General features: G+C 30.9%; 12 protein-coding genes. All 12 read right to left on the bottom strand.

All coding sequences use genetic code 11. From position 1 onward, the window contains the following. Positions 1–39 precede the first annotated feature (39 nt). Complete coding sequence (locus ACIQXR_RS18850; protein WP_403080560.1) at positions 40–444, bottom strand: C40 family peptidase; 405 nt, start codon at positions 442–444, stop codon at positions 40–42. Positions 445–672: 228 nt separating this feature from the next. Beyond that, positions 673–1,299, bottom strand: a complete 627-nt coding sequence (locus ACIQXR_RS18845; RefSeq protein WP_402873037.1) for a metal-dependent hydrolase — start codon at positions 1,297–1,299, stop codon at positions 673–675. A 510-nt stretch (positions 1,300–1,809) separates the two neighbouring features. After that, complete coding sequence (locus ACIQXR_RS18840) at positions 1,810–3,525, bottom strand: M20/M25/M40 family metallo-hydrolase (protein WP_402873039.1); 1,716 nt, start codon at positions 3,523–3,525, stop codon at positions 1,810–1,812. Positions 3,526–3,895: 370 nt separating this feature from the next. Continuing rightward, positions 3,896–4,963 carry a peptidoglycan bridge formation glycyltransferase FemA/FemB family protein gene (locus ACIQXR_RS18835; RefSeq protein WP_402873042.1) on the bottom strand — a complete coding sequence of 356 codons (1,068 nt, stop codon included), beginning with the start codon at positions 4,961–4,963 and terminating at the stop codon, positions 3,896–3,898. A gap of 61 nt (positions 4,964–5,024) precedes the next feature. Next, the gene (rfbB, locus tag ACIQXR_RS18830) at positions 5,025–6,074 is read right to left on the bottom strand and encodes a dTDP-glucose 4,6-dehydratase (protein ID WP_402873044.1); all 1,050 of its coding nucleotides are present in this window, start codon (positions 6,072–6,074) and stop codon (positions 5,025–5,027) included. A 94-nt stretch (positions 6,075–6,168) separates the two neighbouring features. Next, positions 6,169–7,260 (bottom strand): DegT/DnrJ/EryC1/StrS family aminotransferase, encoded by a 1,092-nt coding sequence (locus ACIQXR_RS18825; protein WP_402873046.1) that lies wholly within the window; start codon positions 7,258–7,260, stop codon positions 6,169–6,171. Next, positions 7,220–8,131 carry a glucose-1-phosphate thymidylyltransferase RfbA gene (gene rfbA, locus ACIQXR_RS18820; protein WP_402873232.1) on the bottom strand — a complete coding sequence of 304 codons (912 nt, stop codon included), beginning with the start codon at positions 8,129–8,131 and terminating at the stop codon, positions 7,220–7,222. The genes ACIQXR_RS18825 and rfbA overlap by 41 nt, the downstream gene beginning before the upstream one ends. Positions 8,132–8,196: 65 nt before the next feature. After that, positions 8,197–8,709, bottom strand: a complete 513-nt coding sequence (locus ACIQXR_RS18815) for a GNAT family N-acetyltransferase (RefSeq protein ID WP_402873048.1) — start codon at positions 8,707–8,709, stop codon at positions 8,197–8,199. Between the two features lie 6 nt (positions 8,710–8,715). Further along, positions 8,716–10,212 carry a lipopolysaccharide biosynthesis protein gene (locus ACIQXR_RS18810; protein ID WP_402873050.1) on the bottom strand — a complete coding sequence of 499 codons (1,497 nt, stop codon included), beginning with the start codon at positions 10,210–10,212 and terminating at the stop codon, positions 8,716–8,718. Next, positions 10,209–11,201: a glycosyltransferase gene (locus ACIQXR_RS18805; RefSeq protein WP_402873053.1), complete on the bottom strand. Its 993-nt coding sequence runs from the start codon at positions 11,199–11,201 to the stop codon at positions 10,209–10,211. Before ACIQXR_RS18805 ends, ACIQXR_RS18810 begins: the two co-directional genes overlap by 4 nt. An 11-nt stretch (positions 11,202–11,212) precedes the next feature. Further along, on the bottom strand, positions 11,213–12,496 hold the full coding sequence (locus tag ACIQXR_RS18800; protein WP_402873055.1) for a glycosyltransferase family 4 protein: 1,284 nt from the start codon (positions 12,494–12,496) through the stop codon (positions 11,213–11,215). A gap of 19 nt (positions 12,497–12,515) precedes the next feature. After that, positions 12,516–13,826: a hypothetical protein gene (locus ACIQXR_RS18795; protein WP_402873058.1), complete on the bottom strand. Its 1,311-nt coding sequence runs from the start codon at positions 13,824–13,826 to the stop codon at positions 12,516–12,518. Positions 13,827–13,953 lie beyond the last annotated feature (127 nt).

The raw sequence follows: 13,953 nt of genomic DNA, 5'->3' as shown, positions 1-13,953 counted from the left end.
AGCCTCAATTTCCGTTTCTATAAGGAATAGTTTTACTAATTATATACGTTTTGCCCCAATATACTGTGGTTTCCAATAACTATTATTCGTCTTTGCGTAGGAAACTCCCTTGGAAGATGCGGAGTGTATGAATTTATTGTCACCTAAATAAATGGCTACATGGGTTGGCTTCTTCGCTTTATTTGGTGAAAAGAACATTAAGTCACCTTTTTTTAAGGTTTTAACTTTCTTTCCTTTTTTATAAATGTCAGCAGCTGTTCGTGGTAATGTCTTTCCAGCTTTGTTATATGAATATTTCACCAAACCTGAACAGTCAAAACCTGAAGAAGACATACCACCCATTTTATATTTCGTCCCTAATTCACTTTTAGCGGTTTTAATTGCTTTAGTATGATAAGATGCAGCTTCTACATTGTTTCCAGTAAAGGAACCAAATCCAATCATTGTAACTAACGACAATCCGACAAAAATTTTCTTTAACAATATAACTTACCCCCTGATGCAATATGCTAAACCTAATATACTAGAAAAGTCATAACATGCGCATCACAGGGACTTTACAATTATATTACATTAGTAGATTTAGGAAATAAACGATACTAAAATAAAGATCACCTTATATAAAAGGAAAGAAGCCGCAATGTCTCTATTAAAGAAACACTGCGGCTTTTCCTAAAATTCCTTTGAGAAAAATGGTAGCAATAACTTTACCCCCCGTTTATTAAAGGGCAGAAACTTCATATCAGCCAGCAAATGACTTATGTACCCTAAAATGCAAGTAGTGAAAATCCCTTCAGTCCCCAATGTCTCTTGGAACTGAAACGCAATCACTCCAAAGAATAGAATCCCCGCTATCGAATGGGTATAACTACGGTGCGGTGTAAAGGAAGCTAGTATAATATAAACTCCTAAAAGCCATAGCCAGCTAATATCTAAAGACAGCCCAGTCCCTAAAATACCAAGCCCTGTAAGAGTTAGCATATGTCTTTGTGTTATAAATGAAGAAATGATAATAATACCAATACCTGCGCCTACACCTAGCCATCTCTCCGTTTCAGAACTTGCTAGAAGACTATAAATGATCATAAGCACTCCGATGGTTTGAGCCAAAGTTCGAATGAATTTGTGTGAAAAGGTAATCTTATTACTCAACTTTCCGTCAATATCCATGTCAGGCATTAATCCTGAAACTCCACCTACACCGACTAGAAATAACGTAGTGGTTGGATCGGTCTGTAGAGTGTTCGCCGTTAGAAATCCTACTGTTGCCCCTATTGCCATATGTGCTGTTCCGTTCACTTTCTCTCCCCTGTTCCTCTAAGAAGTAGCTTACAAACAAGTAACGAATGTTTGTTCGAATCTTGTCTTTTTAACTATACATTATTTTGGATTAATTTTCTTTAAATTAGGGAAGAAAATTTACCAGTATGGTTTTCCTGTGAAAATCTGGTTATATTAGTTGGAAGCTGGTAAGGAATTGCTTTTACGAATGACAATCCATAAGGAGAATACAAGAACCGTAATCTGCTCAGGGTTATGATAAGATTCAATTTCGTGAAAATCTGAAATCTATATTGAAAAATGGCCAAAATCATTCTATTAATGTAATTATTCTTGAGGTGATTAGACCCGATTAGACCTAGAATCTGACCATATCGACCCCAATAATTTAAAGACACCATTGTCCATCCTTTGCATTGCATTCAACGAAGACATAGTTAGTTTTCTATTGTGTGAATTTAATGGCTTAATTGCATTTCTAATGTTTAAATGTTTCTAGCTTTTAGATAATTTTTGAAATTTATTAATTTATAAAACGTTACTCCAAAAAAGAAAAAAAGTGCCAATTGATAATAAAAGCACCGGCAATCCAAAAAAAGATCCTAGTTTTAATGTAGATAGTATAGGGATAATAAAAACTCCTAATAAAGATATAAGCGCTAAAAGAACTCCTACTGATTTTAATGTAAGTAAAATATACATCAAATATATAACTGGGGCAGTTAGAAGAAGAACAAGTATCGTAAATCCTATCGTGATTATATATCCCTTTAAAGAATATACTTTTTCTAATTTCATCATTAAATTTAGGCCTATTAATCCAAATAGCAAAGGCCATGCAAAGATATAACTGGACCCTATAAAGAGAACACTTGTTATAACTAACAATAGAAGCCAAGCAAGTAATGCTCCCATAGTAAGATTAAAGACATTAATTTTTTTAGAAACTAATTGATAAACAAGTGCATTTATGGAGAATAGTATAAATATCATTCCTACAAAAATGACATTACTGTCTATAGTCTGAGTATTCTCGGGGTGCATATTGGAGAAGATACCCCATAAAATCCGACCAAGAGTATATCCTAAACCAAGTGTAATCAAAAAAAGAAAGAATCCCAAGCTTGTACCAGTTAATGTAACTTTCTTCCTCTTATGTCCATGTATAAATGAAAAAATATAAAAACCAATAGTAATAAACATTATTGGGATAACAAAAAGCTCAGAATATGTAATAATATATCTCCCTAATACGTTAAAATATATTTTATTACCTTCTTTTTTTTCAACTAAATTCAAATTACCGAAATGCTGTACTAGATGTACCATATAATCACCATGATGTTGGAGACTACTTAGACTCAAATTTTCTATATTATCATGATTTGTATGATATCTACTTTCCCCCTCGAAGAAACCAAAGTTCAAACCCTGCATACCCGATTGTTTAAAAATTGTTAAATCAGTATCATGCGGGAGTACTTTATATAGATTATAAATGAAAGAATGCGCAACTGGGTTTGGAGCCCCTTTTATAAATTCAGAAATCAACCTAGAATTTCCTTCACTTGTCTCAAATAAAACAGATGGGCCCATACTTCCACGAGCTTCAAAGTTAAACACTAAACCTACTTCTCTTGCCCATGGATGTTGATTCACAAATGCTTGTGCCCCTAATAGTCCACTTTCTTCACCATCTGTTATTAAAATAATAACATCATTTTTCAAAGTCGGTGATTCTGACAAAATTCTTACCGTTTCTAAAATTGATGCCACACCTGAACCATCATCAGCAGCCCCTGGACTAGTCGGTACAGAATCATAATGTGATGCAATCATAATAGCCTTTGATGAATCTTTACCTGGAATTCTTGCGATAATGTTTTCTATTTTCCCATCATAAACAATACCCCATTCTGTGATGAAGCTGTCTGACTTTTGTATTTCAGGAGATACACCTAAATTTTTCAAAGACTTCATTAAATAATCTCTCACTCGATCATGCTCTTCAGAACCAAGTGGATGAGGTTTAACTGCAAATTCTTTTAAATGAGACATAGCTCTTTCAGCAGAAAATTGTTTTGTACTTGAATTAAGCGTAAGAACTTCTGGTGATCGGAACTGTAAAAAACTTATCCAAATGGCTGACATAATCAAAATGATAAACAAAAATAAAATAAAAATATTTTTAACAAATGTACCAGTCTTTAAAGAGGGTAAGGTAAAACTTGATATCTTTTTCATTTTTTCACCTCTTTTCAATTTTATGAAATTAATAAGAATCCTTAGCTTCCTTTATGCTACTACTGAAAACTATAGTGGGTAGCCGATATTATATATTTCTGAAAGTAGAAATGAGAATATTAAAAATATTTTTCGAGTAATATGTAATACTTTAGTGTTTCATTCCAAAAAGGTTTTTATCTAAAAAACGATACTGCCAATCAGGATAAGATATTAATTTTAATAGAACACCCGCTCCACAATTGGCTAGTTAACCCTCATGGATTTTTTCTAGATCAACTATTCTTATTAATCGATTTGAAAAATAAAGTTAATAAGTTAATATCTCCTTTTAAATTTAATTTTTATATATAATTTTTTTCCCTAGTAGCTAAGTTAAATCCCGGTATGAAGGGAAAAAATCAGTTTTGGAACTTCCTGAAAAATCATTTATTATAGATTTTGACAGTTCATTATATATTTTTTCGTTAATGATGTTCTTTCCAAGAAAGTAATAAAGTGAATCATTATTTGAAAATGATTTCTTGAATTTGTAAAGACTATCATTATCCTTATAACCCCCCCCTAAATGAAGTGCTTTCAAATCAAAAGATTTAGTGAACTCTATCATTGTATCGAATAATAAGTTATTGGGTCTTAGAAATAAATATTCTGTCTTTGAAGCTCCCAAATGATAATGAGCAAACTCCTTTCCAATAATCAATAATATTCCACCAATAATTTGCTCATTAAATCTAGCTAATAAAAGATAGGATTTACTTAATTTCGTTTCTTCCATTTGTCCATAGAAGTAGGATTTGTTGAAATAATAAAACTTCGACGCATTATTGCGATCCATTGTTTCATAATATAAATTCATAAAAATTTCTATATCTTCCCTAGTATTTGAAACATTAACTTGTACTCCTTCTCTAATGGCTTTTCGAATATTTCTTTTATTGGTAGAAGAGTAATTATTTCTTATCTCTTCTAAAGAAAGAGTTAAATCTATTGCTTCCGTTCTTCGAATATAATCAACTCTCATAGTATTCTTAATATAGTCATAATTATTAATTAATGGGTGTAAGCTAATTGTCTCGGTAATAATATTGTTATTTAAACAATAGTTATTAAAATGTTCATAAAACTTTTTAATTACACTCGGTTTCCCTTCCAAAACAGGTCCCCCATAGCCGTATGGAGTTATAATATCAAAGTATCCTTCCTTTATATCAATCTTCCTTTTAATAAATGGATAAAATACTTTTCCATCTTCATTTTCATAAAAAACTGCTTCTGTTAAACCGTCTTCAAACGCAGCAAATAAATTTAAATACTCCTTAGAATAATAAATATCTAAATGTTGGAACTTTTCAATGACCTTTACCCAATCATCTTCTGTACCTAAATGTATAATTTTTTCCGATAAACTAGATTCAAAAACATTAAAACCTTCCATTAAACCACGCTTTTTATGAGTTGATTATATTTTTTATATGGTGTTTTTACAATTTCATATTTTAATTAATATTAGACATAAATTTTTTCTCATTGGAAAGCTTTAGATAATGCAAAATCGTTTTCTCAATTCCCTTCTCAAAAGTATACTCTGCTTGAAATCCCAACTGGTTCCGTAATTTCGAATCATCAATTGCATACCTAAAATCATGTCCAGGTCGATCTTTAACAAATTCAATTAATTCTCTATAACTTGTAATTCCTTTTTCATTAATTTGAGTAGGACTTTGTCTATCAAGAAAGTCACATATTGTATGAGCAATTTCAATATTTGTCTTCTCACAATGGCCACCTATTAAATAGGTCTCTCCTGGCTTTCCTTCAAAAAAAACTTTTTCTATCGCAAAACAATGATCCAGTACATATAACCAATCACGAATATTCTGTCCATCTCCATATATTGTTATAGGCTCTAAATCTAATGCTTTTTTGATAATCGCCGGAATTAGTTTTTCATCGTGTTGATTCGGTCCATAATTGTTTGAACAGTTGGTAGAAATAACATTCATATCATATGTATGAAAATAACTCCGTACCAACATATCTGAAGAGGCTTTACTTGCAGAATAGGGACTGTTTGGAGAATAAGATGAATCTTCATTGAAAAATCCATTAATTCCTAGAGTTCCATATACTTCATCAGTAGAAATATGATGAAATCTAGCCTTTTGATATTGTTTTTTATAAGTACCTATACCGTCCATCCAAGCTTTCCGGGCTGTTTCAAGCAAAGTAAATGTTCCTAGGACATTTGTTTGCACAAATAGTGCTGGATTTTGAATTGAATTATCTACGTGTGACTCCGCTGCAAAATGAATAACCCCATCAATTTGATACTGTTCAAAGGTCTTCTTAACAAGTAATTGATCACAAATATCTCCTTGAATAAATGAATGACGGGGATGACTCAGAATATCTTTAAGATTTTCAAGTTTCCCTGCGGAGGTCAATTTATCAAAGTTCACGATATGAATATCCTCATACTTATCTAAAATGTATGAAACAAAATTAGAACCTATAAATCCTGCCCCTCCTGTAATAAGTAAGTTCATTTATTCTCACTCCCTTTTCAAATATGAATTTTTGTATTAATTATGTTTTCTAATTTTATATATAAGCAGGTGTTATTAAAAATTGAAGGTATTGTTAGTTAACCAGTGCTTTTGTTCTCTTCCCCATTATCAATGCAGATATTTTTATAACATCGTTCATACTTAAATCGCTAAATAAAGGCAAACATAAAATTCTCTTAGATATATCTTCAGATATGGGACAAGAGATAATGGTTGTTAAATACGGTAGTTTATTTAAAGATGGATTAAAATATCTCTTTGTCTCTATATCATTTTCCATTAATTTATTTTTTATATATAGTAGTTCTTTTTCTGACTCAAAAACTACGGGGTAATATGAATAGTTATATTTAATGTCATCCGAAATAAAGGGCCTTTCATAATTACTTGCCAAAAGTGCATCATACGTTTCAGTTAAGTTCTTCCTGTGGATAAAGATATCATCAATATATTTTAAATTACATAAGCCCATTGCTGCATGAAACTCGGAGTTCTTTGCATTAATTCCTGGTGTGTAATGCTGTCCACTGTCAAACCCGAAACTTCTTAATAATCTAATGTCCTGATCTAATTCTATTTCCGCATTATTTATTACGGCCCCACCTTCTATAGTATGAAAGAGCTTTGTTGAATGAAAGCTTATGGTGGATATGTCTCCAAATCCTAGGACGGATTTCCCTTTGTATTGGACACCGAAAGCATGTGCAGCATCATAAATCACTTTAAGTCCATGCTTTTTTGCGATAATCTCGATTTTTTCTATATCACATGGTATACCAAATACATGAGTAGCTAAAATTGCCTCCGTTTTACTCGTAATAGCTTCCTCAATTTTATTTGGGTCAATACAAAAGGTTTTTGGATCAATATCTACAAATACGGGGTCACAATTCTCCCATAAAATAGATGTTGTTGTCGCAACAAACGAAAAAGGGGTGGTAATGACTTCATCCTTTATTCCCAAAGTTCTTATTGCTAGCTGTAGAGCAATAGTGCCATTGCTGACAAAGTGGAGAGAGGATATATTTAGGTAATCCTCTAACTGCTTCTCTAACTGGGTTACATATACACCGTTATTTGTTAACCACTTCGTATCCCATAACTTTGAAATTAAACTGTAATATTCATCTTTTGGAGGCAGAAAGGGTTGAGTAACCGGAATCATCTATAAACCTCCCATTCACTAATTCATTTAAATAAGTACCGTAGTCGTTTTTATATTGAAGCGCTATTGATAACACTTCATCAGAAGAGACCCAATTGTTCCGATAACTGATTTCTTCTAAACAGGCTATTTTATAACCTTGCCTCTTTTCAATAGTCTCAACAAATTGGCCAGCTTCTAAAAAACTTTCAAATGTCCCTGTATCAAGCCAAGTAAATCCTCGACCAAGAAGACCTACTTTCAGTTTTTTTCTTTTTAAATAAACTTGATTGATATCCGTAATTTCTAATTCACCTCTAACAGATGGCCTAATATTTTTTGCAATCTCAATTACGTTATTATCGTAAAAATATAAGCCTGTTACAGCATAATTAGACTTTGGAAATGCTGGCTTTTCTTCTATAGACAAAGCGTTATTCTCATGATCAATTTCCACAATCCCAAAACGCTCTGGATCTTTTACTTGATATCCAAAAACAATTGCACCCTCATTTAGGGTTGAAGCAGTTTTTAGTAAAGGAGTAAATCCCTGTCCATAAAAAATATTATCACCTAGTATAAGGCAGACATTATCATTACCTATGAATTCTTCTCCAATAATAAAAGCATCCGCTAGCCCTCTTGGATGCTTTTGAATTGCATATTCAAGTTTTATTCCCAATTTAGATCCATCACCAAGTAAATTCATAAAAAGAGGAATATCTTTCGGTGTAGAAATGATCAGTATTTCCCTAATCCCTGATAACATAAGAACAGATAGTGGATAATAAATCATAGGTTTATCATATATCGGTAACAATTGTTTTGATATAGCTTGAGTTATCGGATATAATCTCGTCCCATTACCTCCAGCTAAAATGATACCCTTCATCATAAGTCCGCCTCCAAATTAATAAGTAAATTCAAATATCCATTTAATTATTTGAATTCTTTAAATTAAGGTACGTTGAGCTCTTTAGTAATAATATAAGAATTTTTCTCGGTCTCACTACTAATATGAAAATCATATCCAGTGAATAATGTAATCATTTTAGAATTGCTTTTATTAACTTCTGCCTTTATCAACTCCATTCCCATTTCTTTTGAAAATTGAATACCAAAGTCTATTAAAATTGGTGCGATATTCCTCCCTTGATGTGTCGGTAAAATTCCTATGGAACTACAATAAGCTGTTTTAGTGATGAGATCATTCACATATATTGAAAGTATGCTTATATCGTTATCGTCCTCAACTAAAATAAAGTTATATGCATTTTCAATTAACTTTTTTGAATAGTCTTTCAGCTCAACATCATTATCACTCGGTAATAAATAATTTGAATCCATTTTGTATATAAAGGAATCTAATCTTTCTAAACTATCAATATCATTAATAAGTAAGCTAAAATCCAACCCCATTTTTCTCAGTACATTTTTATATTTTTGAAAACTAATCGTATTCATTTTCATCTAATACTAAGCTCCCTTCGAATTGATTTTCCTCTGCTTGGCTTTCTTTAAAAATTGAAAAAGAACTTGACAAATTGTTTCAAACTCTTTTATTTTAAATATCCAGCTTACTAATACATATAGCAAGGAACCACTGCTTATCTGTATAAAAAGTTTAATAAGTTTACTAACAGGTAATACAATACCTAGCAAATAAACAAAACTACCCATAAAAACAGAAAACAGAAAAATTGGTAGGATATCTTTAATCTGTTGTGAAATGGAATACGCAATTTCTCTAGCTGAATAATAAGCATTAATAACTAAAGAAAGGTATGAACATATTATTGCAGCTCCTATTAACCCTATAATGCCTAATGAAAAATAAATTGATACAACAATTAGAAATGTTAATAGTATTTTCTTAATAATCTCCAGTTTTAGGAATATGCTTGACTTCCCCTTAACTTGGAGAATGTTCAAATTTATAGCATGAAGTGGGTATAGCATTCCAGCTATACATAAAAGTTTAAAGTATATGATAGATCCAAACCATCTTGGTCCTAGTAAAACAGGGATGAGTGTGTCAGAAACAGCTATTAATCCAGACATAATAGGAAACATTATATATGCAGATGTTCTTATAATCCTTTGAAACCCATATCTTAAGCGGTCTTTATCTTCTTGGATACTACTTAATACTGGATAAGTTACTCGTTGAATAGCACTAGTTATGGAGATTGTAAACATATCGCCTAGTTTAACCGCGTTAGTATATAATCCTAATTGAGCAGCTGGATATAATCTTCCTATGATTATCGAAAATAAATTATTGTATATAGTATCTATTAAACCAGAAATTAATAATTTGAATCCGAAACCAAAGAGTCGTTTAAATGATGGTATACTAAAAAAAAATATGGGAAACCATTTATTATTGGTCCATAATAGTACTGTTTGGGTTATCTGTAAGGTTAGCGTTTGAGCAACAAGACTCCACACACCGTAACCACGTAAGGCAAAAATTATCGCGACAAAACCTGAAATAGTTGCAGCTAAAAGATTTATCTTAGTTTGTGTTTTAAAGTCTATTTTCTTTATAAGAATCACTCTTTGAATAATCCCTAAAGAATTAATAATAAGACCTAATGATAGTACTCTTAATAAAGGGATTAGTTGTTCCTCTTTAAAAAAGCTACTAAAAATTGGAGCGAAAAAATAAAGTATAATGAATAATGAGCAAGACATGAACAAATTAAAAAAGAATACAGTAGAATAGTCAGATTCACTAGCATAACTTTCTCGAATTAGAGCTTGAGTAAACCCACTATCTATTATTAAATTAGATAATGCTATAAATATAACTAGCATTCCAATGAAACCGAAATTCTCAGGAGATAATTGCCTTGCAAGAATCATAATAACAATAAATTGGATTCCCTGTGTGCCCAATAATTCTGCAAAACTCCAAATTAATCCCCTTATAGTTTTTATTTTCAGATCATTTCCCTGATTTAATTTCATTTAGTGTTTAAAACAAAAATTCTCAATTTATTTAACTTGGCATATACCGAAGGAAAATAGTACCTTGAGTATATTATTATTTTATCTTTTAAATCCAGTCCAGCAAGAATTCGTTTATAATATTTCCTACTTTTTTTACCTTGCCAATCACCATTTATAACCGATATTTGAAATTCGAAAATCTTTTTTACATCATCAATTTCATTCTTATATTTATAATTAGAATATCTATCAAATTCCTCATAAAATTTAATAAATCTCATTAAAAGCTTGATTTTTTTTTCTTGTGTGTCATTCATTTTTACCCAATTTGTTGTAGATGATCCCTCAACTCCAAATCTATAAGCTGACATATATTCGTCTATATAATAAGCATAACCATTGCTGGAGGTAATTAGTTTTATTACATTATCTCCAGCAACAGAGTTAATACACCATTGTGGAGGGTTATCTAATAGGTGCTTAGGATAAATAAAGGATGCTGTAGGAATATACCCTAGCAAAGCAAGTTCTCCTGCTGAATATTTTGTGTTTTTCCTCAAGTAATATTTTTTATTATTTTTCATCCAGGGAACAACTGCTCTACGAACTAATGTTTTATTAGAGTCAATTACTTTTGCATTATGGAAACACAAAGTGCATTCGGGGTTTTCTTCCATATATTCTACTTGTTTTTGTAATTTGAGGGGGTCAGTCCAAAAATCATCACCCTCGCATAATGCTATAAATTTCCCCCGTGATTTTTCATGAATACGGCGTAAGTTTTTCTCAGCTCCTATATTCATTTCAGACGTAATCAATTTAATCTTTTCTGGATATAGATTTACATACTTTTCAATTATTTTTCTAGTATTATCAGTACTGCAATCCTCTCCAATAATTATTTCAAAATCAAAATTCGTTTGCTGTTTCAAAAAGCTTACAATTGCATCTTCAATAAAATTTTCGTGGTTATAAGTGATACAGTTGATACTTACCAAAATACTCATAGATAATCTCCTTATGATGAGATATTAAATATTTTTTTCTTACTGATTGTTAAGTAAATTTCAAGAAGTTTCTTATTGTTAACTTCTGCGTCATGTAATTGAGATGCCTTAATTTTGGATTTCTGAGAAAAGTTTATTGCGATCTTTTCATTTCCGAATATCTCACATATATAATGAGCAAGCATATATGAGGCGTCTGATTGATAAATAAACCCTTCTTCTTTATGTTTTAATAAATCAGAAATGCCACCCACATTTGCAGCAACAGAGGGTACTCCAAGAATCATAGCTTCCCCAAGTGAATTAGGACTATTTTCTATAGTAGAAGGACACACAAATACATTTGACTTTAAGTACTGCTTACACATTTCTTTTTCATTTAACACTCCAGTAAATTGGACTTTTTCTTGTAACTTATACTTTTTAATTAAGCTCTTTATATACTTTCCGTATGACGAAATTTTCAGTTTATTATTTAAGTTTTCATAATTAGTAATATCATGACCACCAATATATATTTTAGCTAATGGATACCTCTTTAATATTATTGGCATTGCTTCAAGTAAAAAATGTAACCCCTTTATGGGATATGAACCTTGACTTACAAATATCGAATACTTTTCACAATAAGTATTATCCCAAGAATATTTATAAAACTCATCCCTTAATGTTTCATTGCAGTGATGATATTGAATTTCTGGATTAATTATAGATGTACAAGCATTATCCCAAGTAGTCCTACCAATAACATGGTTTGTTTTTTGTATAGCTTCTATTTCATATTTCCCCCGCATTACAAATTTATTTTTTTGTAATTTTAAGTTATCTCGCTTGATAAAATCTCTAAATGTATATTTTTTTTGAATTTTATCTGGTATGCCATTCATATAATGCTCAGCAATATATGACAGTAGACCTTGAATGGATATTACAACATTTATATTTTTCTTTTTACACATATTTACCATAGCAAGAGTATGAGCACATTCTGTTCCAAAGATATGCACCAGATCAGGTTTTGATTTTTCAATAATATATAGTAAATTATTGTTTTTTTTCTTTTCTTTATTACTGTAACCAATAGATGGGAAAGTATAGTATATTATGTCCTTGGCTTTTAAAATATTAACTTTTTTTGTCCCTTTTTTTGGAAATGATATTTCCAGTTTAATATTCTTTTCCTTTGCTAAATTAGCGGCTGCATTAACAAGCCATCCGCCGAAAGCTATAGGTTTTTCACTCATAAGTAAACTGGCTTCTGGCAATGGGACATTAGTCACCCATAATATTTTCATTTGATTGATATTTCCTTTCTCATGATTTCTTCGAAAACGCATATGGTAAGTATGGAATTGAGGGTCCAACAACAAATAAAACAAATCCTATTTGGTAAATATAAATAATAGGATTTATAAATCCAAAAATTACAAATAAAAGTTGTGCAGTTAATAAAACGTGAAAGTATGGATGACTAGCATAAAACCTTAACTGTTTTCGAAAATTCAAAAAGATCGCTATAAACAGTGGAAGCGACCCGAATAAACCGTAATATGCCATAAGATCAAGCCACCCGGAGTGTCCTCCAACTTCAGATTTAAAATCATGACCAAATGGTCCGTATATTCCGAATATTGGATTTCTCAAAAAAGTCTCTAAAGATGCTAAATAAAGTTGCCCCCTCCCAGAGGTTTGAGAACCGACTGATTCACTAACAAAGCCTTGCGCAAGATCTAAAAATTTAGAACTAATTACCTCATTTGTTTTGAATAGCTTTGCGCTCTCTATTAAAAAATAGCCAATCATTTCTATAGGATTGATTAAGAACAAGAATAAAAAAACCAATATCATACAAAAAATAAAACTTTTTTTCCCTTTAATCATTACAATCAAAAGAGTTCCTGTTAATAGTACTAGTATGGCGGTAGCGTATGAAGCGGAAATTAGCATAGTAGTTATAATAATATAAATAAAAAGGCAAAGAATTTTGTAAAATTTATTAACATCTTGAACTTTTTTTATAACAAAGTATAAAATTAGAATGTTTATAAAAACAGCACTATAAACAAAACCAAACCCCCCTATACCTAAAGATAAGTAGGTTTGCTGTAATGGGTCGCTTCCTGTAGCAAGTCCCCGTGCAGCAAGAGGATAGTCTTTTAAACCTAAATATGTTTGGGTAGAAGCAATGACATAAAACAGTATTGAAAAAAAAGCTACTTTCCCCAGGACTAAATCATTATTATTGTAGTACATATAATAATGATTTATAAATATTCCACCGATAAATAATATAAAAGTAATCATTACATATTTTCCATCTACTATGCCGTACAAAAAACCACCTGTTAAAATATATGGTAAAAATGTTATTGCCCAAATAATTACCATTACTAAATCAAGGGGTATTCTTTGAAAAACCCACCGGTAATCTGTAGTAAAAAACCAAATTATAAGGATTAATAAGAATGGTATTACTCCCAATTTATAGTTGAAGTAAGGCCATGAGTACCAAGTACACATAAAAAGAATGATCCATTTATTAATATTGGACAGAAAACTGTTAGTTTTAAGACTAGTATCTGAACTAACACCAACATACCTTATTTGTTTTTTATTAGAACGCATATTTTACCTCACTAAATAATGCTGAACCAATATACAATTCAGAAAGTCATTTTATTTATTATTTATATTTAACAGTTAATAGTTTTAATTATTTACTTTACTTTCAATTTGTAGTCAGAATATATAA

The sequence above is a fragment of the Peribacillus sp. NPDC097224 genome (assembly GCF_044761985.1).
Taxonomy (GTDB): domain Bacteria; phylum Bacillota; class Bacilli; order Bacillales; family DSM-1321; genus Peribacillus.
Note: the sequence above shows the minus strand (reverse complement) of the source record. Positions and strands in the feature narration are given on the sequence as shown.